Origin of the sequence: Actinoplanes sp. NPDC051411 (assembly GCF_040682075.1) — a bacterium.
Taxonomy (GTDB): domain Bacteria; phylum Actinomycetota; class Actinomycetes; order Mycobacteriales; family Micromonosporaceae; genus Actinoplanes.
Map to the genome: position 1 here is coordinate 37,877 of NZ_JBFBAD010000047.1, position 25,447 is coordinate 63,323.

Consider the following 25,447-nt stretch of genomic DNA (forward strand, 5'->3'; position numbering starts at 1 on the left):
AGCGAGCTGGACAATCCTACGATCGACTCGCTCCGATCCGCCGCCGGCAGCAGCGAGGGACAAGGCGCGTCGTGCTACCTACGTGTCAGCGCTTGAGCAGGCCGAACAGCTGTTCAGAGCGGCGTCGGTGGGTCGGACCCGCGACCGCTCCGGTGCTGCTCTACTACGGACTCAGCCAGGCGGGGCGTGCCGTCATCGCGGCCGCGACCGACGTCCGCGACGATTGGCGGCTGATCGGGCACGGTATCAATCGCGGCAACCTGGCCTCATCGTTCTCCTCAATTCCGGTGTACGCCGAGGGCTCCCGTGGCAGTTTCGTCAGGCTTTCCGAGCTGCTCGAATCCCCTACCTGGGACAGGGACCACGCGATTTGCCTGTCCCAGCTCTGGGACGCCTTGCCGCAAACCGCCAAATGGCCAATTCGCGAGGACGCCGATCGCCGTCCAGCGCACTTCGTGGAGTACCACCGCTACGACCAGCGGCACCCGCTGCTGAGCCTAGCGGTGTGTAACCTTCCCGCGAGACTGGCGCAGTCGGCCTCTCCCGTGGTCGACCTGCGGGCCTATCTACGCTCGTATCCAACCCATGGCAACAATGAGTACGCCAGGACGAGTTCCGAGCCGGACGCCGCTCCGGACTTGTCTCTGTACCAGAACGGCCAGGCCGAACTAGACGTGAACGTGGTCGTCGACGACGGAAGGCAAGTGTCCGAGGCGCAGCGGCGGGCTTTGTTCGAACGGATCGCCAGCCGGCACGGCGCCGGATACCGCGATTTCTATCTCGTCCCAGCCGTCGGCGGCAACGCCCGACCGATGCACCCACTCATGACGTGGTGGGCTGTCCTTTACACACTGTCGATGCTTGCCCGCTATCAGCCTGCGGAGTGGTCTGAGTACGTGGATGTCGACCGGAGCACTTTCGCCGTCTCGATCGAGCAGCTCCTCAGCGCCGCGCTCGTCGTCGTGCCGGAGCTCGTCGCCGTAACGATCGGCGCAGTCCGTGATCACGTGCCGGTGCCGTAGGCATCGGTCACGAGCCCAGATGAGGGTGCCTGCCATGCCCGTTTGAACGCTGCCGGGTCGAGTCTCGCCGAAGCGTTGTCCCGCTGCTTCGGCCGATAAGATTCACGCTCGCGTCCGTGGCGTGGTTTGGCTACGGCACTTTACCGCCGACATGCCTATTACGACAAAGAATCTGCCAGCCCAGCAATTAGGTCGCTGGCCGGCCGCGAGAGACAGAAAAAAGCTCCGGCCGAGATACCATCGGCATGACACATTGTCATGCCGATGAGAGGGCGTCCAGCCGAAGGGCCGGGTCACTTGTCGGTGTTCCTTCGACGATCGCCCTCGACCCGCTCCGTTATTGCGAATTTGCGGCGTCTTGCCGGCATTGAGCCCGGCCTTCGCCGGAAATCATAACGAGCGCGCATACTCTTCGCGATCTGAGTTAAGTACTCACGCGCTTCGCGCTTCCGAAGTTCGCGCCGGTAGGTTTGGCCAGCCTCATTGACACCTTCGAGTGTTGCTAAGAACTTTATCAATTCCACATGAGGATGTCCGGCCGGAAGCAAGTCTTCGGCCCACCTCATGAAACCCATTATTGACGTACGTGTGAATTCTGGTACTGGCTCCGAAAGTTCTTCCCGGGATTCGCCCCATTGAGAAACAAGCGCTTCGCAGTTTAACGTTAGATCCCAAGCTCTGGTGACAGGGTCGTCCGGTGTGGAGGCACTCATGCGTAACCTCCTGAACTTGCTCGGCTACACCCAACCTGGTCCATTTACTGTAGGCTATGTAACTTCCTGCCGTTGATGTATATCATGACTACATGTCGACTCGACACCGCTGACGAGGCGGCGTCGAGGTCAACTGCGTCCGAGAGGGGGTAGCGATGTCCGATATACGCGCAGGTCTTGGTACAGAATCGTCTGACCCGTTGACGTCTGGCGTTCGGCTTGCGTTACAACGACTTCAGCGTCATCAGATCGGTCTGACTCCGGATGGTCTCCAGGATGGCATTGAACTTGCCCGCTCTTTTCTCGAGGATGAAATCGCCGCCGCGCCAACGCGTGCTCAAGAGCTGTTTGTTGAGAGCGTGGTAATAGGGGAGGCCATGCGAACGTACTATGGAGAATCTGGCCTCACGTCGGTCGAGGTTTCGGAATACCTGTCGGCTTCCCGGCGATTCTTCAACAGCCTTTGGCACGATGAAACCGTAAAATGCTAGGGAACGTCCAACCTCTTCCGACTTCCTACGAAAGGCAGATCGAGAAGTATCGCGGTCGCGCGCAAATGAGTCTCTATGTCGCGGGTGGTCTTGGTGCTGTAGGCCTTTATGCGACTGGCGATGTTGCGGCGGCGGTGTTCGCCGACGTTTCGGCATGGATTCGTGCCAGCTTCGTGACAACCGCGTTCGTCGCAGGGGTTTTTCTCGCCTTTAGTTACAGTACCTACACGTGGGCGGCTGTTCGCCTCGAACGACACTTGCAGGACACGGGTGCCAGCCCGCGAGCCCGATGCGATTTATCAATATTCCCGCGCCCAAGGCGCGCCGAGTTCTACTACAAGGCCGCGACGGTCCTCGTAGCCGTCGCCGGAGCTTGGTTTGTACTGGCGGTTTGGTCGGCTGTATTTGCCGACTCGTCAGCCAGCTCGGTGCCATTGCCATCCCCCGGTCCCACCCCGTGTGTATATTTGAACTCTAGCGGCCCTTAATGGTCGTGACCGCTATTGGATCTGATGCGTCACCAGCCAATCCGTCTCTAACGTACGCGAGTGGAATGTATTCCTCTGCCGTTGACCGTGCGCTTGATCATGGCTCCGCGGGCTTATGTGGTTCGCCCGGGCGACAGTTCAGCAGCAAGGCTTGGAATGCCGCCATCGACTTTCATTCAGAGAGCAATTCTGCCATGCCGTCGAATAGTTCGTCGTAGGTCTTAATCGTAACGTCTTTAAGGCCGTTCCTAAACAGCTCGAACGATCGCTGTTGAGCCGTGGTCCAGTTGGCTCGCCCAATGTCCCCCACAAAGTACGGCGCAGGGAGAGGCCCATGCCCTTCCAGCGAGCGCTGAGTTTTCAAGCAGGCGGGGATTTTCGGCGAGTACCTGCCGATAGGTTAGGACTTGGACGATCGCCCCGCAAGCTCGGCAGACGGACCATAGACCCCGCCACGATAGGGCGATCCCTGAAGCAGTGGCGTATCGGGCTTCTTGATCTCCACAAAGATCGAATCGTTACCGCCCGCCAGCAGGAAATCGACCAGCTTCCCTCCGGCGTTGGTGAGTTCCTTGCCCCCCGACATAGCATTTATCGAGAACCTCACATGCTCCAATTCCAAACGCCTGCTTGAGTAGGATGGGTGCAAAGTTAGTGTCTGCTGCCAGAACTCTTCTTGCTTTCCATTTTCTCGCTCAGTGGTCCATATCTGCGCTGCCGCAGCGTATGCCGGATGCACCCACGACGGAGCAAGCATCGGCAATGGTTCTTTCTTGAGCGGCAGACTCGAAACATCGTTGGCAACTTTCGTGTTTCGATTCTTGTACTGCTCTTTGAATGCAAGTAGCTTGTCGGCGGTGTACTCGAACGGATCAAGATCAATGAGTATGTGATGGTACGGGCATAGACTGATGAGATTTTGAGGCTGCCGCAGCGATGGCGCATCAAAAGAAGGATCGTAACGAGGCTCACTTGGTCGAAAGGCTCGAATGCGCACCAACTCAAGGCCCGAGAAATCCTCGCCATCAGAGGACTCCTCACAGCCGGGGAATGCGCAACGCCCGCCTGACTCCGCGAGCGTGGTCCTGATGGCCTTTGATGCTGGCATCCTCCAATCATGCCCCGTCCGCGCCCCCAATGCGGTACAACTTGTCGATCGGACGTGGGGGACTTGCTGCCGGAGCCGGCGCGATGTGCGGCATCGAAGCCACACACCCGCAGGATTGCAATCGATCTTCCGTGTGTGGCGCAGCGCGGTATCCGGATCTCCGCAATTCGGATGTCGCTCCTCACGTACGCCTGACCGCTACTTGTCACTCGTTCGGGTGTTGGCCTGTAGTGACCTGTGTACTCTGCTGGTCAACATGTGGAACCCGCTGCACATCAATGTCTCGCTGGATGACCTGTTGGCCTCACCGATGATCGGTGCTGGCGGCTTCACTCGGGACGAGGCGCGCTCGGCGGTGCAGAGGATCCTGGATGCGGATCCGACGTTGAACTCTGCTGCCGAGCAGTGGCGGACCGATGCAGAACGCGTCCGGGTGGGTCCGAAAGTTTAGACGCTTTACGAGTACGACGGTGAGCCGCAGGCTGCGGCATTGGCGCGGGTCGACGAATTGCTGAAGTCCTTCCGGGAGGCTGGCGTTCGCTTCCGAGTGGCGAACCTGCCTAGTTGACCAACTACACCTCCTGAGGGCTGCCCGGCTCGGCAGATGGGTTTTGGTCCTTGAACACTGTTTTCGGTGAGATCCCAAGCATGGGCGAGCATCCCCGTTGGGAACGGTTCCGCCCGCTTCACGATGGCATGTGTAGTTTCCTGACGGTCGGGACGCGCCGGCCCCGTGCGGTCCTGGAATGCATCCCAGGACGGGCGTTGATATCGGCTGCGCCGCCTTCACGCAGCTGCTGATCGACGCCACAGCCCCTGTTCAAGACACAAGACACATCCGCGAGCCGCCCCGGTACTTGGTCGGCGTACGAGATCCAAGTGCTAAACCCGTCCGCCAGGGCATGCACGGCTGGAGCGGGTGGTGCCGTACTCGGCCTCGACCGCGGTGTTGCTGTCGCAGTACCTCTTCAACTGGGTACGGATCGGCCGGGCCCGCGGGCCGCTGTTTCTGTCGGAGTCGGGGGGGCAACCATGCTCAGCCGCTGAGTCTGTGGACGTGGTCGAAGTGGTCCGGAGGCTTGCGCTGGCCTCCGGGGTTGAACGATTCTCCACGCTAACCACTCGGCACCTGTGTCTGACTGACCTGGCCCGGATGGGCTAGGAGCTACACACGATCGCCGCCTTCGTCGGGCATCGGCATACCGACTCCACACTGCGGTACATCCACCTCTCCGGCCGTGAACTCGCCGACAAGCTCAACGCGGCAGCGATCTCCGTGAAAGGACTGAGCGGCTGCTCGGCGCCGATGCCGGGTCGGGCGAGGAGTACCTGGTGGATGCGGCAGATTGCCGGCTGGTGCTCGTCCAGGACGATCAGGCTGGCTCAAGGCGGCTGCGGACGTCGTCGCCGAGGTGAAGGACATGCCGGCGACCCAAGTGCTGCTGGCGGCCGACGACATCAAGGCTCTACCGGTCGAAACTCCGAACGAAGTCCTTGAGCTTTTCGACTTCAGCGACACGTCCTACCGATCGTGGTCGAGATGGTGTCCGACGCCATGCTCGTTGCCGAAGGCGTCGTCTCCGATCTCGGCGCTCTACTCGTCAGAGAAGACACCGAAGAGGATGAGGACGACGAACCGGCGCCGGTACGGGGTGACACCGCTTGATCCGCAACGGCCGGCACTCGACTTGCTCGAGGACCTGCTCACCGGGATCCGCGGCTGCCGATTGCTGTAGGAGGAGTGCGTCGACACCGACGACGACGAGAACCCGATCGACGCTCAATTCAGCGATGCCGTCCGCCAAGAAGCGAGAAAGAACAGCGCCCGTCTCATGTGATCATGTGACCGGCACGTTCAGCGACGAGTCTGCGGCACCTGGCCGATCGCGTATCAAAGCGGGGTGCAGGGCGCCGAGTTGAGGGGTCTGTCGATGGACTATAGACCCCTCAACTTCGGTCATTCTAGGATGCTTTGCGCATCGTCTTCCTGGGCACGGTCACCTGGTCGAAGGCCGCCGCCTCTTCCGGCCGAGGATGCGTTCGCCGCCGGTTACGAGCCGCAGCAGTCATGGAATCGCGGAACGGCCGCCTGCTGGACGAGCGGGCCGCCGTTCGCGTGAAAGAGCAGTTCGAGGTTTACGCGGGGACGCGAATCGGTTTGGGTCCTCGCTGGATGATCAGGCTGATCGGGCCGACGAGGCCGGACGGCAGCAGGGCGGCGCCGGCGCTGGCACCGAAGGTTTCGTTGTTGTATCTGGTCGCGTACTGGGTGGTGACGCCTGGCTGCAGGTCGCCGACGATGCGGTTGAACCAGGTGTTGGTGACGCGGACCTCGAGGGTGTTGGCGCCTTTGCGGATGACGCCGGTGACGTCGAGACGGTATGGGGCGCGCCAGAGGATCTCGCCCAAGTTGGTGCCGTTGAGGTTCACTTCGGCGAATTCGTTGGCCTCGCCGAGGTCGAGCAGGATGCGGGCATCGCGGAGGGCGGCGGGGTCGAGGCCGGTGGTCAGGGTGGTGCGGTAGATGACGGTCCCGGAGTAGTACTTCACGTCGGTGATGCTGTGGCCGGAGAGCGGGACGAGGGTGTCCAGCCGCAGTGAGTCGGGTGTGCCGCGTGGTGGGGAGAAGGTCAGGTCCCAGGTGCCGGTGGTTGCGTTGGAGGGCTGCTCGCTGACGGGTGCGACTGTCGCCGAACTTGGCCGTCCCCGGGTGACGACGACGAAGATCGAGTCGGCGGCCCGCAACGTCAGCGGGACGGTCGTGCGGCCGGACTTGGTGGTGAAGGTTGTTCGTCGGACCTCGCCGGTGACGGCGTCCCAGAGTTCGACGCCGGCGGCCGCGGTGCGCAGGCTCAGTTCGGCGGTGACCGGGTTGGTGTGGTCGTTGTTGACGACGAAGTAGATGTCGGTGTTCGCCGTGCGGCGGTGCACGAAGGTCAGCGGGGCCTGCGCCGGCTCGAAGGTGAGGTCCGGGGCGACGTGGATGCGGGCGAGGGCGGTGTCCGGGTCCAGTCCGGTCATGACAGATCCCTTGCCGACAGTGCGGAAGGGTTCGGTGCCGTCGCCCCAGAGCTCGCGGGCGTACCGGGCGAAGGTGGTTCGGTTGTCGGCGAGGCTTGGCGAGCCGGTCGGTTTGGGGCCGCAGACCGCGCCGCCGTGGCGGACGAAGTCCCGGATCTTGGCCAGGACCGGGAGGGTCATTCGGTCTGCCATGCCGCCCAGGTACAGAAGCGGGTACGACTGTCCCGATCGGGTGACGAGCTTGTTGTTCTTGATCTGGAGTTCGTCGAGGAGCATCTCGGCGTTGACGAAGTCGTACTGGTGGTGGCGCGGGACGTCGGGCTGCACGCCGGTTCCGGCCGGTGCGGGTAGCCATTGGCCGCTGAGTGCCGCCTCCTGCCCGTAGAAGTAGGCGATGTCGGCGACGTTGGTGCCCTGGTTCAGCAGGCCGGCGGTGCGGCCCATCCAGGTGGCGAACGGCTTCGCCTGCTCGGCCCAGGTCTGGTTGCGGTTCATGTACCAGCCGATGCCGCCCAGCGTGGTGCCCGGGCCGCCGTCCAGGGGCTGGTGGTCGGAACTATGGACGACGAACTGGGTGGTTCCGGCGACCAGGAGCTGATCGGCGAACGGCTTCAGGTCCCGTGGGACGTATCGTCCACCGGTGATGGTGAAGGCTTCGCAGGCGGCGTACGGGCGTCCGTAGACGTGGGCCAGTGAGGAGGCGCCCTTCATGTCCAGCCGGAACTGCTCCTGGACGACCCCGCCGAGTGTGGTGGTGACGCTGCGGGAGGCGCCCATCGGGATGTCGGCGCGGGCGCGCATCGCCAGGTCGTCGCCGAACCAGCCGCGCCGGTCCTCCTGGGCCTGGCTGACGAATCGCTGCAATCCACGCTCGTGCACCACGTCGTGGATGGTGCCGTAGTGGGCTTCGGCCAGCAGTTCGCTGAGCAGGTTGCGCCAGTCCCAGAGGAACCGGTCGGTGTCGGCCGCGTTCTCCACGATGGTGCCGGTCAGCGCCGGCAGCCAGGGGCCTGGGTCGTAGCGGTAGCGTTTGGTGAACTGGGCCAGGATGGTGTCGGTCCAGGTCTGGAAGCCGGCCTCGAAGCTGTCGCAGAGGACGCCGCTGAGGCCGTCGTCGCCCCACAGTTCGGGCGCGACGATGCTCTCGAATTCATCCAGGTAGGTGTTGAGGTAGGCCCGTACGCGCCGCGGGTCGAGCTTGTCCACCTCGAGCCCGGTCGCGGCGGCGGTGGTCGGGCTGTTCTCGTGCCCGGTGAGGCTGTAGCCGAGGCGTACGACCACCCAGTGCCCGCGCGGGGCAGACCATTCGAGCGTGCCGTCCGCATTCATTCGCGAGGTCAGGTCGATGACGGCCGATTTCGGTACGCCCGGGAGCGTACCGTCCGGGGTGTCGATCTTGTAGAAGTTGCCGACGGTGCCGAAGCCGGCCTTGTGTTCCCACTTGTGCACCGTCGGGATGCTCCGCAGGACGAGTTTGCCGAGTGCGATGTCGGTGCCCCCGAGCCATTGCACCTTGAAATGACGCGCGGTGGTGGGCTGGATCGCGATGGTGCGCTGGACGCCGTTGTACAGGTTGCTGCCCGTGGCGTCCTTGAGTGCGAGGTCGGATCCCCAGGTGGTGCCGTCCGTGCTGCTGTAGATCGCGATCGCGTTGCCGGTCTCGATCAGGTTGACCCAGCCGCCGAAGCTGCCGCCGGCGGCGACCGTGAAGGCGTACACGGTGATCGGCTCGGCGTATTCGAACCGCACCCAGGGCTGGGCGTTACGCAGGTAGACCGGGTCGGCAACCGAGTCGTTGCTCATCTTCGCGGCGTCGGCGGCGTTCAGCTGTACTCCGGCATCCCCGTTGGTCTCCACGGGACCGGACGCGGTGGCGCTGTAGGCGCTGAAGAAGACGCCGGGGATGGCATCCGCGGCGTCGTTCACGCGGTAGGCGAAGACGCGCTGGTCGACGTACAGATCCGGCTGCGGGTTGAGGGACTTCTGTGTCAGCGTTGAATCGAGGAAGGTACCTTTCACTTCGGGCGGGCGGGGCAGGCTCAGCCGTTGTTTGCGGTTGTCGCCGGTGACCCGGGTCTCGGTCCAGACGTGCTTTTTCATGCCGTCCGGTCCGGCTACGAAGGGCGCGCCGGTGATCGACCAGCCGGCCGAGGAGGAGAGGGTGGCCTCGAGGTTGCGCTCGGCGGCGCCCGCGATGGCTGTACGCCACGCGTCTTTGAATTCCGGGGTCATGTAGACCGCTGGATCCGGGACGTAGACGCTGCGGCTGCCGTCGCCGGTGAACTGGTGGAACCCGCCGATGCCGGTGCGTCGCATCCAGTCCAGGTCTTTGAGGATGCCGTCCTGGGTGATGTTCGGCGACATCCAGTGCCACCAGACGCGGGGTGCCCAGGACCGGGGCGGGGTCAGGAAGGAGGGCAGCAGTTCATGCGCGGCGGCGCTCGTGGGGGCGGCTGGCGTTTTCAGATTGCCGCCCAGGGCGGCCGCGGTCGCGGCGCCCAGGGTTCCCTTGAGGACGGTACGGCGGCTGCTGTTGGGGCCAGCAGAGGGCATGAGGACTCCAAGCGAAGAGGAAGGTTGGGGCCGGCGACGTCTGTGGCCTGGGGAGCGGTGACCCCTCGGGGACCACAGGCGTCGCGTCCGGCCGTTGTCAGTGGCGTGACTCGTACACGGTCGTGGTGGCCGTCGGCTGCAGTGTCACCGGTCCGCGCAGCCCGTACGGCTGGCTGGCGACCGCCTTCTTGTTGTAGGTCGACACGGCGTTGCGCAGGGTGGTGCGGACCTCGACGTTCACGGTGTTCTTTCCGGCGTGTAGGAGCCGGGTGATGTCCCACTGTTGTCCGTCAGTGACCTGGGATCCGGCCACGGTGCCGTTGACCGTGACTTTCGCGGTGCCGTCGACGGTGCCGAGGTTCAGCAGCATGCCGTGGGCGGCGTCGGGGGTCCAGCCGTCGGGAAGCGTGGTGGTGGCCGTGTAGGTGCCCACGCCGGATTCCCCGTGCAGGGTGGTGATGTCGCGCCAGTCCTTGAAGTTGAACTGCTGGAACTGGGAGTCGCCCAGGCCGTTGGGGACCGACACGGTGCTGCTTCCGGTCGGCGTCGCGGTTTGCACGGTGAGCGACCAGGGGCTCCACGGGTCGATCAGGGAGGGGCGGCTGGAGGGCGGACCGGACAGCGGGATGTCCTTGTCGTTGTCGACCAGCGGCTCGATGCGGACGGTCTTGCCGTTGGACAGTTTGAGGTTCTGGGCGCCGGATGTGGTGGCCAGGAACTCGATGCGGTCGCCGGACACTGTCAGCCGGCCGCCTTCGGGCGGGGTGTCACCGACGACGTGAAGTCCCGGAGTCGCCTTCTTGTTGATCGCGATGATCCTGGTTTCCTTGCCCTGCAGGGTCATCGGGATCGAAGTGCGGCCCTTGCCGGTCGTGTACTGCGCGATCGGCGAGGTCGAGCCGTCCCAGAGGTTCATCTGGGAGGGCACGCCCTGGACGTCGAACGACGGGTCGAACGTGACCGGCTTGTCGGACGGGTTGTACAGGTCGATGTAGTCGCCGCCGTCGACCTGCCGCCATTGGGTGAGCAGCTGGGTGTTGTGCGAGGCCACGCGCGGTGTCAGGCCGAGGTCGGTCAGGGCCGCTGCCACGTCGCTTTGGGCGGCGACGTTGGTGGCGGAGTGCTGCCGTAGCGTCGCCGCGATGTCCGTCTTCACCTGGTTGTCGCCGCTGACGCCGGTGGCGTAGGTGGTGTCCTGGTCCGGCAGTGCTCCGACGAACACGACCCGGACGCCGGCTTTCGCCGCCTGAAGAATCGCGGCCGCGGCCTGGTGGGAGATGGCGCGCTGGTCGATCACGAGTGCGCGGTAGCCGCTGGTGGTGGGGAACAGCTCGCCGTTGCGAGGGTGGCTTTGGTCGGCCAGGCCGACCGGGTCGAGGTATTCGACGGAGTAGCCAGCCTTCTGCAGGCGTTGCTCGTCGAACGGCGTCTGGTTGCCGCGGGCCGACAGGAACGCGTCGCTGTAGACGGCGACGTCGGTCTTGGCCGTGCCGGTCTCGAGGACTCGGGTTCCGCGGGCGAAGTAGCTCGTCAGGGTCGGCCAGCTCGACCATTGCGGGAAGGTGGCGTCGTTCCAGCTCTCGGTGACCGTCTCGCCGAAGCGGGTGGTGCCCGGCCAGGCGGCGTTGGGAGCCTGCAGCGCGAACCCGTGGATGAACGGCTGCGACACGCCGGCCGCCCATTCCTTGGCCATCAGGTCCTGGTAGTCGCTGAGGTTCATGCTGTACGCGGGCTTGAAGATCGCGCCGAGCTCGGTGCTCAGCAGGGTTCCGCCGCCCTGGTGGACGCCGGAGGCGATGGTCTGCTGGAACGCCAGCGAGTTGGCCCAGGACGGGTCGTCGGTCGAGATCGGCAGGTTCTCGCCGCCGTCCAGGGATTCGGTTTCGGAGCGGCCGCCGAGCTGCTGTAGCGAGCGGAAGCTGCGGACCGGCTCGAGGTCCTGCCCGTAGGAGGCTTGGGCCTTGTACTGCATGCCGTACTTCGCGGCCCATTGCTGCAGAGGCTGGAGGTGGTCTCTGACGTAGAGGTCGGTCAGGGTCTCGTAGTAGTCATGCCGGATCTTGTCGGCGCTGCGATCCGAGAGGGTGAAGTCCGGGACCGGTTGCTTGGGCGGCACCGGGAAGTCCGATTCGCCTTGAACGAACAGCAGGGGCAGATATTTGGCCATGTCGTAGCCGTGGGCGGCCTTGAATTCCTGCTGGATCTGCGGGGTCCAGTAGATCGAGGTGGCGTGCAGCTCGAGGGAGTCCTCGAACAGGTCCTGGCCGGACCTGGTCAGCTTCGGCGCGTTGTCCGGGCCGATCTGGATCTGGTCGAGGTCCTTGGTCGCCTGCTGCGCCGCGGAGGCGTCGAACTCGCTGGTGTACTCGGCGGAGTTGTCCCGCGACCACAGGCCGAACAGTTCCCAGTTCCCGGTGGCGGGCGCCGTCCAGGTGATCTGGCCGTTGGTGACCTGGCCGGTGAGTTCGATCAGCGAGTTGCGGTCGAGCACGGTCGACGACGTCGGCGGGGTGCCGGGCATGGTCACGTCCGGGCCGGCCTGCACCACGCGGCTGGCCGTGACCTCGACCAGTGTGGTCGGCTGCTTCTGTTTCGCGGCGTCGATCGGCGCCGGCACTGGCCCGGAGTAGTGCTGCCCGGCGCTCAGATGCACGAGGCCGTACTGCAGTTCCTGTGACGCGAATCCGGAGCCAGCGCCCGTGTTGGGCGTCTTGATCGGCCAGGCCGGGCCCATCGTCATGGATACTTTGATGCCGAGGGTCGACGCCTTGTCGAGGACGTTGCCCAGGACAGTGCGTTGATCATCGGTGGCCCAGGCACCCGAGGAGAAGGCGATCTCCACTTCACTGAACCCGGCGTCGGTGATCGCCTGCATTTCGCGCAGTGCTTCGTCGTTGGTCAGCGGCGCCTGCCACCACCAGCGGATAGCCGGCTTGTAGGACGTGCCCGGGTTCTTGAACTGGGTGGCCGAGAGCCCGCCGGCGATCGTGGTCACGGCGTCGGTCTGTTGCGGGCCCTGCCGGGTGGACGGCTCGGCGCTCGCGCTCGATGCCACCACGAGTGCGCTGCACGCGAAAGCGGCAGTAGCGATCATGAAACGTTTCATTGAGATGCGGCTGATAGTTCGCATACGTCATTCCCTAGGTGCGTCGGGCGGGGGAGTCACCTGTGCTGATCCGGGCCACCGGTCATTGCCACTTCAGCGTGCCGGTGCTGCTGCGGCTGAAGTGCTTGAGGAAATCCCAGGACAAGATGTCGGCGTAGGGGTTCGGGTCGTCGTGGAACATCTGGTTCACCAGATAGAACGACATCGGCGCAGGACCCCGGCCGGCGGCCGGGAGTTGCCCGGTGTGGATGGTGAAGGTGTATTTGGTGAGGGTCCGGTTGTGCTGCAGGGGTTGGCCCCACGGGTAGCGCGGGTCCCAGGTGTTCGAGGCGAGGCCGTTGTAGGTCTTCCACCAGGCGACCTGGGTCTGGTAGCCGGGTGCGGCCGTGCTGTCGGGGCCCTGGCCGCGAACCGGCGAACGCCAGTTGATCTGATCCTCGTCCCCGGATCCGAGGACGACCGGCAGGCCGGGCGCCGGGTTGTTCGCCAGTACTGCCTGGATCTGGCTCAGGAAGGTGGCGTTGAACGATCCGCCGGTCGAGCCGACGCCACCGGCGAAGGCCGCCACGCCGGCGAACATGGTGGGGTGCAGCATCGCGAGGTAGCTGGACATCGCGGCCCCGTTGGAGATTCCGGTCAGGTAGATGCGGTGGGGGTCGATCGGTTGGGTGGCCTCCTCGTGCTTGATCAGGGCGAGCAGGAAGTCGACGTCGCTGAGCTGGGTTCCGCCGGGAGCCGGGGCGACGTTCCAGGAGCCGTCGTTGCCGTAGGTGTTGCCGTTGTTGCTGTCGTCGGGAACGAGGGTGACGAAGTCCTGCTGGGCGCCGAGGAACGGGAATCCGAGGCCTTCGGCCTTGACGATCGAGTTGCCCGACCCGTGCAGCGACAAGACGAGCGGAACGGGTTTGCGCGGGTTCTTCGTGACAGCCGGCGGGATGTATTCGTTCCAGGTGTGCGGGGCGTCGCCGTTGTCGCCGAGCGTCTGGTTCACGTGCTGGTTGAGTCGCAGCCGCAACTGCAGCACGTTCTTCCAGGCCTCGAGCAGTGCCCGGTGGACCGAGGGGTCGCCGGCCGGTGGCGGCAGCCGGTCCGGTCCGGTGTGCCCGACCAGCGCGGTGTCATAGGCGGTTGCCGCGTCCATGCGGGCCAGGTAGGTGGGCGCGGCGGCGAGATAGGCGGCTCGCCGGGCCGGGTCGATGATCCACTGCTGGATGTAGGTGTCCGACGCGGCGGAGTAGTCGAAGCCGTCCCAGAGCTCCCAGAAGTCGGCGGCGGTGATCCGGTGATGGGCGACGGTGACCTGAAGGCGGTAGGAGATGAGGTCATCGCCCGGAGTCGTATGCCCGACGTAGGTTCCGTCGGGCAGCGAACGCCAGTCGCTTCCCGGCCCCGGCCGGTCCTGCGCCGACGCCGGATCGGTTGCGGCGAAGCCGCCGAGCAGGCCGGCGACGGCCACGGCGGCGACGGCCGTACGCGACCGCCTTCGCCGCGATGGCGATTGCTGTGTTGTGCGGTGGAGCTTCACGATGTTCGTCTCCTTCCAGGAGTGACACGTGTCAGTACCGACATGGAGGATCCCCGCCCTCCTCGGAGGGTCAGATGACGCTCAGATGGCGGCCTGGCTTGTTGCAGCGTCGAGGCGACCGGTCGTGGCGACCCGGGCCAGGACGTGTGCGCTCGGTTTGGGGGTGCGGGCGAAGTCCCGCTGCCGGTCGACCGCGATGAGCCCGAACTTGGGCCGGTAGCCCTCGGCCCATTCGAAGTTGTCGAAGGCCGACCAGTGCAGGTAGCCGCGTACGTCCACCCCGTCGGCGATCGCGGTGGCCAGCGCGGCGAGATGCCGGTTGAGGTAGCTGATCCGTTCGGTGTCGTCCTCGGTGGCGATGCCGTTCTCGGTGACGTACAGGGGCAGGCCGGTGCGGGCGGCGCGATGCAGCATCCGGGTCAGTCCCTCGGGGTGCACGGCCCACCCCATCTGGGTCAGCTCCGAGCCCGCCGGGGGAGCGGCGAACAGGGTCGGCAACGCCGGATCGACCCATTGTTTGCGGTAGTACTGGATGCCGAGCCAGTCGCCGCGGTCGGCTCTGGTGAGACCGTCGAGATAGAGGTCGATGATCTCGGCCTCCAGCTCCCGGCACAGCGAGCGGCAGGCTTCGTCCTCGCGGGCCGGGGCGAGCAAGGGAAGTTGCACCGCCAGCCCGGCCTGCGAGCCCGGGCTCGCCTGGTGCACGGCGTCGACGGCGGCGCGGTGCGCGTCCAGCAGGACCGGCCCCACCCGCTTCCACAGGATTGGATTGGTCAGCGCGGGTGGGTGATAGCCCTCGAGATAGCCGTGCAAGGCCAGCATCTGTGGTTCGTTGATGGTGCACACGAACGGCATGAGGTCGCCGAGTTCGGTGGTCACCCGCCGGCAGTAGCGGCCGAACAGCGCGACGGCGTCCGGCCCGAGCCAGCCGCCGCGGGCGGCGAACCAGCGCGGCAGGGTGAAGTGATGCAGCGTGACGAAGCCGGTCAGTCCGGCGTCCGCCAGCGCGACCAGCACCCTGCGATAGTGGTGGAGCGCGGTCCGGCTGAACTCTCCCGGCGCGGGCTCGATCCGCGACCATTCCAGGGACAAGCGGTGTGCGTTGTGCCCCAACGACTTCAGCAGGGCGAAGTCCTCGGCGTAGCGGTGGAAGTGGTCGATGCCGTCGCCCGAGGATTCGTTGGCTGCCGTGGCGGGGCCGTGTTCGAAGTCCCACCAGTCGTTGTTGACGTTGCCGCCTTCGACCTGATGGGCGGCCGTGGCGGCCCCCCACAGGAAATCGGGCGGAAAGTCGGCTTGTCCGGAACTGCTCACGGGTCTCCTTTGTCGCGGGTGTGCGCCGGCGGCGGGGCGGCGATCAGCGGGGGATCGGGCTGTTGCGGCTGCGGCGGGTGACCGCGTCGATGACGATGGCGCCGATCAGAACCGCCCCGATGATCATGTACTGGATGTCGGACTCCAGATTCAGCAGATACATGCCGTTGTAGATCGAACCGATGACCAGCCAGCCGAGCAGGGCGGCCCAGGCACTGCCACGGCCGCCGAACAGGCTCGTGCCGCCGATCACCGCGGCCGCGATGGCGTACAGCAGAAGTGTGTCGCCGCCGAGCTCCTGGGAGGCGGCGCCGACGTAGGAGGCCGACATCACGCCGCCGAAGGCCGCGGTCGCGCCGGAGAGGCAGAACACGGAGATCCGGATTCCGGTGACACTGATCCCGGCCCGGTGCGCGGCCTCGGCGTTGCCGCCGACGGCGTAGACGCGCTGCCCGTACCGAGTCTGGGTGGTCAGCACCCAGAACACCAGGACGAGGCCGACCAGGATCACCAGGGCCAGCGGGAGCCCGCTGCCTCGATTGAGCTCCCAGACGCTGAGCGTCGCGACCACGGCCAGCGTGGCAGTGCGAACGCCGATGCCGAGCCAGGATCTGCTCGGCAGTTCGGCCTTGGCGGTACGGCGGTGGCTGTTCGCCAGAGCCAGAAGGTATCCGGCCGTCGCGAGTGCCACGAACCCGTAGCTGGTCGCGGTGGTGAACGTCAGGTTCTCGATCTGCGCCACGGCCTGCCCGAACGGGAACCGGATGGTGCCGGTGCTGCCCAGGATCCTCAGTTGCAAGCCGTAGAAGAGCAGCAACCCGCCGAGGGTGACTACGAAGGACGGCACGTTGAACCGGGTCCGGATGAAGCCCTGGACCAACCCGGCCGCCGCGCCGAGCAGGACGGTCACCACGATCCCCAGTACCGGGTTCCAGCCGTGGGACTCGACCAGCACCGCGAGCACCGCGGCGCCCAGCCCGCTGACCGAGCCCACCGACAGGTCGACCTCGCCGATGAGCAGCACCATGACGACGCCGAGCGAGACCACACCGCCGTACGAGATCTGGCGGGACAGGTTGTAGAGGTTGTCCGGCGACAGAAACGCGCCGTTCAGGGACTGGAAGGTGATCCAGATGATCAGCAGGCCGGCGAGCACGGGCAGCGCCCCGATGTCACCGGAACGCAGCCGTGGTGTGGCCGGACGGGCAGGTGCGGTGGCCGGCGCGGGGGAGATGGTCTCGTCAGCGGTCTTCATGCCTGATCCCCTGTCGTGGTGGCCCGGGCATCGAGCCCGGTGATCGCCGCGACGACCTCCTGCTGGGTGGTGTCACGCACCGGGTAGTCCCCGGCGTTGCGGCCCATGCGCAGCACGGTGATGCGGTCGGCGACATCGAAGACGTCGGCCAGGTTGTGGCTGATCACGACCACCCCGTGACCGCGACTTCTCAGCTCGGCGATGAGTTCGAGGACCTGGGCGGTCTGGGCGACCCCGAGGGCCGCCGTCGGCTCGTCGAGCAACACCACCTTGGGGTCGCCGAGCAGTGACCGGGCGATCGCCACGGCCTGACGCTGGCCGCCGGAGAGAGCCGCGACCGCGACCCGGACGTCACGGATCTCCACTCGCAGGGTGGCCAGCAGGTCACGGGCCCGGCGGGCCATCTCGACCTTGTTCGTCAGCCGCAGGTAACGCCAGGGCCGGCTCAGCAGTTCTTCGCGGCCGAGGAACAGATTCGCGGCGACGTCGAGGTTGTCGCACAGCGCCAGGTCCTGATAGACGGTGGCGATGCCGAGGCGGGTGGCGTCGTGCGGGTGGGTGAGCGAAACCGGTGCGCCGTCGAACTCGATGGTGCCGGAGTCAGCCGGCCCGGCTCCGGCGATCACCTTGATCAGCGTGGACTTCCCGGCGCCGTTGTCGCCGACCAGCGCAACGACCTCGCCCGCGTTCACGTGGAAGTTGACGCGATTCAGCGCCTGGACGGCGCCGTACCGCTTGGAGATGTCGGTCAACCGCATGATGGCAGCCATCTGGAGTGTCCCTTCCCGCGGCGCGTCACCCCGGTCGGGTGGCGCGCCCGAGCCACGTTCAGGAAATGCCGTACTTCTGGCAGGCGGGCTGGGTGTCGCCGCTGCACAGCGCCGAGACCTTGACGAAGCCGTCAGCGACGACCGTGGATTTCACGTTGGCGGCGGTCACGACGACCGGGGTCAGCAACTCGGCCGGGATCGCGTCGCCGCTGGGGTTGGTGACCGACGTCGTGGTGGAGACCGGTCGGCCGGTGGCGACGGCTATGGCGGCGTCCGCGGCGGCAGCGGCTTCCTTTTTCAACGGCTTGTAGATGGTCATGGTCTGCTTGCCCAGCAGGATGCGCTGAAGGCCGTCGGTGGCCGCGTCCTGGCCGGTCACCGGCGGCAGGGGAGTGATTCCGGCCTGCTGCATGGCGTTGATGGCGGCGCCGGCCATGGTGTCGTTCGCGACGTACAGGCCCTTGACATTCGTTTTGCCTAGCTTGGTGATGGCCTGGCTCATCTCGGTCGTCGCGGTGTCGGGAGACCACAGGGGAGTGTCGTACTCGGCACCCACCTTGTATCCGGACGAGTCGATCGCACTGTGCGCGCCGGCCTTGAACTTCTTGGCCTCGAGGTTGCCGGTGTCCCCGTTGATCATCACGATGGACGAGCCCTTGGGCACACCGGCTTTGGTCATGGCGTCTACGAGTGCCTGGCCCTGGAACTGGCCCACCTGCTGGGAGTTGAAGGTGAACTCGTACGCCGCCGGCCCGTTCGGCGTGCGGTCATAGGCGATCGTCTTGATGCCCTTGGCCTTGGCTTCCTCGATGATGCTCGCGACCGCTTTCGTGTCGGCGGCGTCCAGTACGAGTACCTGAGCGCCCTGGGTCATCGCGGTCTCGGCCTGGGTCTTCTGCTTGGTCCCGTCGTTGGCCGCGTTGAAGTACAGAACCTTGCATTGGGGCGCCTTCGCGGCGATCTCGGCCTCGAAGTACGGCTTGTCAGCGCCTTCGTATCGGGGAGTGGCGTTCTCCGGCAGCAGCAGCGCGATCTTGCAGCTGCCGTTCCTGGCCGGGGTTGAGCTCTGTTCGGTGGACTTGGTGCAGGCGGCCAGCGCGCCGGCGCACAGCATCGGCATCGCGAGGACCGCAATGGTTCGCATCCGCACGAGACCCTCCCTCGGGTCTGGACGGCGCCGGACGGCGCCGGGAGCTTGACGGCAGTCGGCCGGGGTGCGGCGGCTACCAGACGACGGTGTGAAACGATTCAAGAACGCTCGAGGCTCTGAATGGGTGATTTCACGTTGCTGGGGTCGTCATCGGTCTGTGACAATGGTGACACGTGTCAGTAACCGCACTGTAGGCTTCGGGTTGATCGATGGCAAGACATGTCTTCGAACGGAGCGGACGGAACTGGAGGTCACCGTGCCGGCACCGGAACCGCGGGAAACCGCCCGCGTGACCAGCGCCGAGGTGGCCCGGCACAGTGGCGTCTCCCGCACCACGGTCAGCTACGTCCTCAACGGGGCTCCCAACCAGTCCATCTCCGAGGCGACCAAGCGGCGAGTGCTCGACACGGCCGAGAGGCTCGGCTACACCCCGTACGCCGCCGCCCGGGCCCTGCGCTCCGGGCGCAGCGACGTCGTGCTGTTCCTGACACCGGAGTGGCCCATCGGCGCCGCTATCGCACGGTTGGTGGAGGACCTGACGCTCGCCCTGGCGACCGCCGGCCTGACGTTGGTGATGCATGCGCACCCCCGGTCGGCGCGTCCGATCGCCGACCTCTGGAAAGCGATCAATCCCGCGGCGGTCATCAACCACCAAGCGCTCAGCGAGGACGAGGCCAACGTCGTCCGCCGCTCCGGAATCACGGTGCTCACCCCGGCCTTCGCGTTCGCCGGCGGAGGCACATTCGCCGACTTCCAGAGCGGAATCGGGCACCGTCAGGTCGAGCACCTTGCCGCCGCCGGCCACCGCCGCCTGGGGTTCGCCCTGCCCGACGACGATCGCCTGGCCGCCTTCGCCCAGCCGCGGCTCAACGGCGCCCGGCAGGCCTGCGCCGAGCTGGGCCTGAGCGAACCGGTCACGCGCGTGACCGCCCTGAACGCCGTTTCGTCCGGCCGGGCGGTCGCCTACTGGCGCCGGCTGAAGTCCGAGATCACCGGAATCTGCGCCTACAACGACGAGGTCGCCCTGGCTGTATTGGCGGGAATGCGGGCTCAGGGCCTGAACGCGCCGGGGGATTTCGCGGTCATCGGGGTCGACGACATTCCTGCCGGAGCGCTTACCTCGCCGGCACTCACCACGGTCGCTACCGGGATGTCGGAACTCGGCAAATATCTGGCGATCTCGGTGATAAACGTGCTTGAGGGGGCTGCTCCGCCGCCCGGTCCGGGGCCGGAGGCCATCCAGGTCATCAGCCGCGACACCGTCTGACGCTTTGAGGGCTGCGCGGCGACATTTAGAGGGAGATTCGTGAGCGCTATCGGCTTCGGCACTGCACCGTTGGCTTTCCGGGACATCTCCACCGAACAGGGGATCTCCACCGTGCATGCGGCCCTGGACGGCGGGATCCGGCTGGTCGACACCGCGCTGGCGTACACCCGGGTAGGGATCGAGTCCTACGCCGAGGACCTTGTCCGGCGAGCCTTAGCACAGCGTTCGGACGCCGACGAGGTACTGATCGCGACCAAGGGCGGCCACCGGCGGGCCGGCGATCAGTTCCCGGTCGATGCCCGCCCGGCCGCGTTGCGGGCCGACTGCGAGGTGAGCCTGCGCAACCTCGGTGTCGAGCGGATCGGGCTGTATCAGCTTCACCATGTCGACCCGTCGGTGCCGCTGGCCGAGAGCGTCGGCGCACTGCGCGAGCTGCGCGACGCGGGGAAGATCGCCGCGATCGGGCTGTCGAATGTGAGCGTCGCGCAGATCGAGCTGGCCCGGGGCGAGGCGCCGATCGCGGTGGTACAGAATCGGCTCTCGCTCGGCGACCGCGACGATCTGCCGACTGTGGAGTACTGCGGCCGGGAGGGTTTGGACTATCTGGCCTACATGCCACTCGGGGGCGCGGACGCGCGCCGCGACACTCCGGCCGTGGTCCGCGTGGCCGGCCGCCGAGGAGTGTCGGTGGCACAGGTATGGCTAGCGTGGGTGCTGGCGCAGGGCGCGTACGTCACCGCTCTGGCCGGCGCGAGCCGTCCGGACACGATCTCGGAGTCGGCCCGTGCCGCCGACATCAGGCTCGACCGCGCCGATCTGGCAATGCTGCGCGAGGGACAGCCCAGCGGCGGATAACGGTACCCGTGTCGAATTACGCGATCGGCCCCTGGAGCCTTGACTGCCCGTGGCATCGATGCATACGGTCGCCGAAACATGTGGGAAACGTTGCCTACATCGATCGGCCGATGTGCGCGGCCCAACCTCTCGTTCCGTCGTGGCCCGCGTCGCTCGCCGCTTGATGAAACGTTACAACTTGGCTGTGGAGAGAAAGGAACGACGTTGCATCGACCCGTCCTCACGTCACCGCTCGCGTCCAGAACCCGGCGAACTCTCGTCGTCGGCCTGGTGCTGGCGGTCGGCGTCACAGCGGCACCCGCGCCCGCCTCCGCGAACCCGCGGTCGTGGCAGTCCTATGTCCTCGGCCCCTCGTCCGAGCAGGTCAAACCCCTCCGGGCCGACAGCCGTGGCCAGGTCTCGCGTGCGTCGGCGCTCGTCGACGGCCGCGGAAAGACCGCGACGTTGACGACTGTGGCTGGCCAGACCCCTGCCTCGGTGGTTCTCGACTTCGGCCGGGACGTGGCCGGCACCCCGCACGTCGACGTCACCAAGGTCGACGGCGCGGCCACGCTGTCGCTGGTGACGGGGGAGTCCCGGCAATATCTGCGCCACCCCGCGGCGACCACGGTCTCCGCTGCGGCCGCGCCTGGCGCCGGTCAGGTGACGGTCGCCTCGACCGCCAGTTTCGAGGTCGGCAACACGATTACCATCGGCGATCAGACCCGGACGATCACCGGCTTCGACGCCACCGCCCGCACGGTCGGCCTTGATCGCCCGCTCGACCAGGACGTCGCGAACGGCGCCGCGGTGGCCACCTCACCCGGAGCGCCGGCCTCCGACGAGTCGCGAGGACTTGCCGGTGTGGGCGGCCCCGACACGCTCCAGGTCAGCGCCGCGGGCACGGTCGACGGCACGTTCCACGGCGGCTTCCGGTTCATCCTGCTGACCCTGACCAGCCCGGGAACGGTGACGTTGTCCGGCGTGGGGGTCGACTTCCAGGCGTATCGGGCGACCGCCAAGGACTACCGGGGCTGGTTCCTATCGAGCGACGACCAGCTCAACCGGATGTGGTACTCCGGTGCCTACACGTTGCAGCTCAACACGAAACCGGCCGGAGTCAACGGCCTGCCCGACGAGCGGATCTTCGACGGGGCCAAGCGCGACCGCAGCATCTGGACCGGTGACCTGCTGGTGCAGGGGCCGACCATTATCAGCACCCTCGGCGATGTCGGCGCGGCCTATCTGAAGTCGTCGCTGCAGGTGCTGTTCGCGACGCAGCGGGCCGACGGGGCGCTGCCCGGCTCGCCGGACTTCTCCAAGGGCCGCTCCCCGGCCGGATCACCGCTGTTCTACTCGAACAACTACTCCGGCTACGGCGCCCGCGCCGCGATCGACTACTACCGGTACACCGGCGACAAGGATTTCATCCTCGGCGTCCTGCCGAACCTGCGCCGGGAGCTGGCCTACAACGACACGTTCCTGACCGCCGACAACCTGGTCGCGTCCAACGACCGCGACTTCTGGCAGGCCACCCAGACCGGCGAGGTCACGAAATACAGCATCGACTACTACATCCTGCTGCGCGAGATGGCCTGGCTGGAGCGCAACGTCGGCTCGGCCGACGCGGCGGCCGGCTACGACGCCAAGGCCGACGCGATCAAGACTGCAGTCAACTCACGGTTGTGGAATCCCACCCTGGGGGCGTACGGGCAGAGTACCGACCACCCGGACGTGCTCGTCGAGGACGCGAACTCGCTGGCGTTGCAGTACGACTTCGTGCCCGCCGACCGCCGCGCGAGCGTGCTGCACGCGTTGCAGACGTTGTGGACCCCGTACGGGGCGATCATGGGTCCCGGGTTGCAGGACCCGACCGGGCACACGATCGAGCCGTTCGGCAACGGCATGGAGACCGCGGGCCGGTTCGCGGTCGATGACGTCGACGGTGCCCTCGCCCTGATGCGCCGCACCTGGGGGCCGATGGTCGACCCGGCCAACCCGCTCTACACCGGCGGGCTGTGGGAGTTCAAGAACAATGACGGCGGTGTCAACCGGGCCACCGCCAGCCTCGCGCACGGCTGGGCGGCCTCGCCGACCGTGCAGCTGACCCAGTAGGTCCTCGGTGTCACGCCCGACGGCCCCGGCTACTCGACCTGGGCCGTTCAGCCCCGGCCGGGCAAGCTGGCATGGGCCCAGGGCGTGGTGCCGACCCAGTTCGGCGACATCAGCGTGCAGTGGACCTCGGCCATCGGCGGCCACCTGTTCGACCTGCACGTGACCACGCCGAAGACCACCCACGGCACGGTCGCGGTGCCCGTCGGCAAGGCCGCTCTGGTGCTGGTGAACGGCCGTCTCGTGCGGGCGCCGGCCACCGACGGCTACGCCCGGCTGAACCTGACCGGCGGCACCTACACGATCACTGTTCTGAAGAGCTGAGTCCCGAGGTGGTACGCCGGACGACGAGGGTGGGGGAGAGCTTCACCTGCGCCGTCCGGCGTTCCCGGTCGGTGATGCGCTCGACCAGCAGCCGGGCCGCGTTCGCCCCCATCTCACGGCCGTCCTGGTCGACGCTGGTCAGCGAGATCGGCCCGAACGCCGCGAGGGCGCTGTTGTCGTAGCCGGCCACCGAGATGTCGCCGGGCACCGACAACCCGGCCTCGGCGCTCGCCTCCAACGCTCCCAGAGCCACGACGTCGGCACCGGCGAAGATGGCCGTCGGCCGGTTCGGGCGGGCGAGCAGTTCCTTCGCGCCGAGGTAGCCACCTTCCTGCGTGTAGGTGGTGGAGGCGATGTCGATCTGATCCTCGAGGCCGTGGGCGGCCATCGCGTCGCGGTAGCCCTGTGCGCGCTGGGCGTTCGGCATCTCCCGCAGCCGCACCGGGTCGGTTTCGTGGTGTTCGATGTGCGCGATCCGCCGGTGTCCCAGGCCGACGAGGTGGTCGACGACCAGGAAAGCGCCGGCGACGTCGTCGTCGGCGACGATGTCGTAGGTCGCCGACGGGCCGTGCCGGCCGACCACCACCGTCGGGACCTCGCGCGCGACGCTGTTGAGCCGGGACTTGGCCGACACCGGGGCGATGAGCACGAGGCCGTCCATGCTGCGGTCGATCATCGCCTCGATGACCCGGGACTCGGCCTTCTCGCCGTTGCAGCCGGGCGCCAGCAGTACCTGGTAGTCGGTGCCGCCGAGTTGGTCGGTGATGCCGTCGAGGATGTCGGCGAAGAACAGGTTGCGCAGGTCGGGCAGCATCACACCGATGGTGTACGTCTGCCCGCGCAGGCCCCGCGCGGCGGCCGACGGCCGGTAGCCGAGCTCGGCGATCGACTGCCGCACCTTGGCCCGCATGCCCGGGCTCGCGCCGTACGCGTTGCGCAGCACCTTGGAGACGGCGGTGGTGGACACCTGGGCGTGACGCGCGACGTCGACGATCGTGATCCGCCGGGGCGACGGCTTCTCCACCGGGTCTCCTCAGCTTCTCGGGCGAACACGGATTCTCGGGCCGGCGCGGACCGGTACCACGAGAGTACTGATCATCGGGGCGGTGCGGTCGACCGCCGGGTCACCAGCGTCGGAGAGAAGGTGACCTGGGAGGCGGGGCGGGATCGGTCGGTGATGCGGTCCAGCAGCAGCCGGGTCGCGGTCGCACCGATCCGATGGCCGGCCTGATCGACGGTGGTGAGCGAGACCGGCCCGAGCGAGGCGAAGGTGATGTCGTCGTAGCCGGCGACCGAGATGTCGCCGGGCACCGACAGCCCGGCCTCGGTGAGGGCATCCAGGACACCCATCGCCACGATGTCGGCGCCGGCGAAGATCGCGGTCGGCCGGCCGGAGGCGGGGCGGTCGAGCAGCCGGCGGGTGCCGAGGTAGCCACCCTCGCGGTTGTAGGTCGTGGAAACTATGTCGATCTGCTCGGCGAGGCCGTGGGCCTGCATGGCGTACCGGTAGCCGTCGGCGCGCCGCGCGTTCGGCATCTCGGCCAGGCGTACCGGGTCGGTCTCGTGGTGTTCGATGTGCGCGATCCGGTGGTGCCCGAGGCCGGCGAGGTGGGCCACGACGAGTCCGGCTCCGGCGAAGTCGTCGTCGGCGACGATGTCGTAGTCCGCGCCGGGTCCGTGCCAGCCGACGACCACGGTCGGCACCGTCCGGGCGAAGTATTGCAACCGTTTGCGGGACGAGATCGGCGCGACGAGCAGGAGGCCGTCCATGCTCCGGTCGATCATCGCCTCCGTCACCCGGCCCTCGTCCTTCTCGTCGTCGTGGCTCGATGCCGTGAGCAGCTGGTAGTCGGTGTCGGCGAGGAACTCGGCGGCGCCGTCGAGGATGTCGGCGAAGAAGGGGTTGCGGATGTCCGGCAGCACGACGCCGAGGGTGTAGGTGCGGCCTCGCAGAGCGCGCGCCGCCGCGGACGGCCGGTAGCCGAGCTGGTCGACCGCCGCGAGCACCCGCGAGCGCATCTGCGCGCTGGTGCCGGCCGCGTTGCGGACGACCTTCGAGGCTGCGGTCGTCGAGACCCCGGCGTGCCGGGCCACGTCGACGATGGTCACCCGGCGGACCCGTGATAGCGAATCCGTCATGCAGACCCTTCTGACGCTGATGAGCAACGTTACCCAGCATAGAAAGACTCGCTCGGCCGCACTAGATCCGAACATATGCAGGAAACGCCGTCTTACCTCTTGACGCTCCTCGGCATCGGCTCTTAGTGTCTGCGAAACATATTGGAAAACGTTACCCACGTCTCATACCGCAGGCGCCGCGATGTGCCGTCGCCCGCCTCCACCCGTCCAGCTGGGGGCGGCGGTGTCGACCGCGGTGAATGAAACGTTTTAACG

The 25,447-nt window shown here is 66.6% G+C and carries 17 protein-coding genes and 1 pseudogene; 7 read left to right on the forward strand and 11 right to left on the reverse strand.

Features of this window, described 5'->3' with window-relative positions; genetic code table 11:
• Positions 1 to 152 precede the first annotated feature (152 nt).
• The gene (locus AB0M88_RS25325) at positions 153 to 1,022 is read left to right on the forward strand and encodes a YaaC family protein (protein ID WP_364106261.1); all 870 of its coding nucleotides are present in this window, start codon (positions 153 to 155) and stop codon (positions 1,020 to 1,022) included.
• Between the two features lie 937 nt (positions 1,023 to 1,959).
• Here the strand turns inward: AB0M88_RS25325 and AB0M88_RS25330 are convergent.
• Positions 1,960 to 2,205 carry a hypothetical protein gene (locus AB0M88_RS25330; RefSeq protein ID WP_364106263.1) on the reverse strand — a complete coding sequence of 82 codons (246 nt, stop codon included), beginning with the start codon at positions 2,203 to 2,205 and terminating at the stop codon, positions 1,960 to 1,962.
• A gap of 909 nt (positions 2,206 to 3,114) precedes the next feature.
• The gene (locus AB0M88_RS25335; RefSeq protein WP_364106265.1) at positions 3,115 to 3,822 is read right to left on the reverse strand and encodes a hypothetical protein; all 708 of its coding nucleotides are present in this window, start codon (positions 3,820 to 3,822) and stop codon (positions 3,115 to 3,117) included.
• A gap of 256 nt (positions 3,823 to 4,078) precedes the next feature.
• Here AB0M88_RS25335 and AB0M88_RS25340 point away from each other — a divergent pair, with 256 nt between their 5' ends.
• Both AB0M88_RS25340 and AB0M88_RS25345 read left to right on the forward strand, forming a co-directional pair.
• Positions 4,079 to 4,273 carry a hypothetical protein gene (locus AB0M88_RS25340; RefSeq protein WP_364106267.1) on the forward strand — a complete coding sequence of 65 codons (195 nt, stop codon included), beginning with the start codon at positions 4,079 to 4,081 and terminating at the stop codon, positions 4,271 to 4,273.
• Positions 4,274 to 5,353: 1,080 nt separating this feature from the next.
• A complete protein-coding gene (locus AB0M88_RS25345) occupies positions 5,354 to 5,488 on the forward strand; it encodes a hypothetical protein (RefSeq protein WP_364106269.1) in 135 nt (44 codons plus the stop codon).
• Positions 5,489 to 5,958: 470 nt separating this feature from the next.
• Here the strand turns inward: AB0M88_RS25345 and AB0M88_RS25350 are convergent, their stop codons facing one another.
• From AB0M88_RS25350 to AB0M88_RS25380, 7 genes are all read right to left on the reverse strand, one after another.
• Positions 5,959 to 9,396: a glycosyl hydrolase gene (locus AB0M88_RS25350; protein ID WP_364106271.1), complete on the reverse strand. Its 3,438-nt coding sequence runs from the start codon at positions 9,394 to 9,396 to the stop codon at positions 5,959 to 5,961.
• A gap of 97 nt (positions 9,397 to 9,493) precedes the next feature.
• Positions 9,494 to 12,490 carry a glycosyl hydrolase gene (locus AB0M88_RS25355; protein ID WP_364106273.1) on the reverse strand — a complete coding sequence of 999 codons (2,997 nt, stop codon included), beginning with the start codon at positions 12,488 to 12,490 and terminating at the stop codon, positions 9,494 to 9,496.
• Positions 12,491 to 12,584: 94 nt separating this feature from the next.
• Complete coding sequence (locus tag AB0M88_RS25360) at positions 12,585 to 13,958, reverse strand: PHB depolymerase family esterase (protein ID WP_364106275.1); 1,374 nt, start codon at positions 13,956 to 13,958, stop codon at positions 12,585 to 12,587.
• 150 nt (positions 13,959 to 14,108) lie between these two features.
• Complete coding sequence (locus tag AB0M88_RS25365) at positions 14,109 to 15,341, reverse strand: family 1 glycosylhydrolase (RefSeq protein WP_364106277.1); 1,233 nt, start codon at positions 15,339 to 15,341, stop codon at positions 14,109 to 14,111.
• Positions 15,342 to 15,384: 43 nt separating this feature from the next.
• Positions 15,385 to 16,596, reverse strand: coding sequence for a sugar ABC transporter permease (locus AB0M88_RS25370; RefSeq protein WP_364106279.1), 1,212 nt, complete (start codon positions 16,594 to 16,596; stop codon positions 15,385 to 15,387).
• Positions 16,593 to 17,366 carry an ATP-binding cassette domain-containing protein gene (locus AB0M88_RS25375; RefSeq protein WP_364106281.1) on the reverse strand — a complete coding sequence of 258 codons (774 nt, stop codon included), beginning with the start codon at positions 17,364 to 17,366 and terminating at the stop codon, positions 16,593 to 16,595. Before AB0M88_RS25375 ends, AB0M88_RS25370 begins: the two co-directional genes overlap by 4 nt.
• Positions 17,367 to 17,424: 58 nt before the next feature.
• Complete coding sequence (locus tag AB0M88_RS25380; RefSeq protein ID WP_364106283.1) at positions 17,425 to 18,510, reverse strand: substrate-binding domain-containing protein; 1,086 nt, start codon at positions 18,508 to 18,510, stop codon at positions 17,425 to 17,427.
• A 262-nt stretch (positions 18,511 to 18,772) separates the two neighbouring features.
• On the opposite strand from AB0M88_RS25380, the gene AB0M88_RS25385 reads away from it, so the two are divergent.
• From AB0M88_RS25385 to AB0M88_RS25400, 4 genes and pseudogenes are all read left to right on the forward strand, one after another.
• Complete coding sequence (locus tag AB0M88_RS25385) at positions 18,773 to 19,783, forward strand: LacI family DNA-binding transcriptional regulator (RefSeq protein WP_364106285.1); 1,011 nt, start codon at positions 18,773 to 18,775, stop codon at positions 19,781 to 19,783.
• Positions 19,784 to 19,822: 39 nt separating this feature from the next.
• A complete protein-coding gene (locus AB0M88_RS25390; RefSeq protein WP_364106287.1) occupies positions 19,823 to 20,638 on the forward strand; it encodes an aldo/keto reductase in 816 nt (271 codons plus the stop codon).
• Between the two features lie 204 nt (positions 20,639 to 20,842).
• Positions 20,843 to 22,732: an alpha-L-rhamnosidase gene (locus AB0M88_RS25395; RefSeq protein WP_364106289.1), complete on the forward strand. Its 1,890-nt coding sequence runs from the start codon at positions 20,843 to 20,845 to the stop codon at positions 22,730 to 22,732.
• Between the two features lie 18 nt (positions 22,733 to 22,750).
• Positions 22,751 to 23,053 (forward strand): annotated as a pseudogene (locus AB0M88_RS25400) (alpha-L-rhamnosidase C-terminal domain-containing protein); the annotation flags it as partial.
• Here AB0M88_RS25400 and AB0M88_RS25405 read toward each other — a convergent pair.
• The gene (locus AB0M88_RS25405; RefSeq protein ID WP_364106291.1) at positions 23,034 to 24,077 is read right to left on the reverse strand and encodes a LacI family DNA-binding transcriptional regulator; all 1,044 of its coding nucleotides are present in this window, start codon (positions 24,075 to 24,077) and stop codon (positions 23,034 to 23,036) included. The pseudogene AB0M88_RS25400 and the gene AB0M88_RS25405 sit on opposite strands and share 20 nt — an antisense overlap.
• A gap of 71 nt (positions 24,078 to 24,148) precedes the next feature.
• On the reverse strand, positions 24,149 to 25,192 hold the full coding sequence (locus AB0M88_RS25410) for a LacI family DNA-binding transcriptional regulator (protein ID WP_364106293.1): 1,044 nt from the start codon (positions 25,190 to 25,192) through the stop codon (positions 24,149 to 24,151).
• Between the last annotated feature and the right edge of the window lie 255 nt (positions 25,193 to 25,447).

Excerpts from the sequence above, each read along its gene's own strand:
- AB0M88_RS25335 (WP_364106265.1), bottom strand. The coding sequence starts at position 3,822 with ATGCCAGCATCAAAGGCCATCAGGACCACGCTCGCGGAGTCAGGCGGG.
- AB0M88_RS25340 (WP_364106267.1), top strand. The coding sequence starts at position 4,079 with ATGTGGAACCCGCTGCACATCAATGTCTCGCTGGATGACCTGTTGGCC.
- AB0M88_RS25350 (WP_364106271.1), bottom strand. The coding sequence starts at position 9,396 with ATGCCCTCTGCTGGCCCCAACAGCAGCCGCCGTACCGTCCTCAAGGGA.
- AB0M88_RS25355 (WP_364106273.1), bottom strand. The coding sequence starts at position 12,490 with ATGATCGCTACTGCCGCTTTCGCGTGCAGCGCACTCGTGGTGGCATCG.
- AB0M88_RS25370 (WP_364106279.1), bottom strand. The coding sequence starts at position 16,596 with ATGAAGACCGCTGACGAGACCATCTCCCCCGCGCCGGCCACCGCACCT.
- AB0M88_RS25375 (WP_364106281.1), bottom strand. The coding sequence starts at position 17,366 with ATGGCTGCCATCATGCGGTTGACCGACATCTCCAAGCGGTACGGCGCC.
- AB0M88_RS25380 (WP_364106283.1), bottom strand. The coding sequence starts at position 18,510 with ATGCGAACCATTGCGGTCCTCGCGATGCCGATGCTGTGCGCCGGCGCG.
- AB0M88_RS25410 (WP_364106293.1), bottom strand. The coding sequence starts at position 25,192 with ATGACGGATTCGCTATCACGGGTCCGCCGGGTGACCATCGTCGACGTG.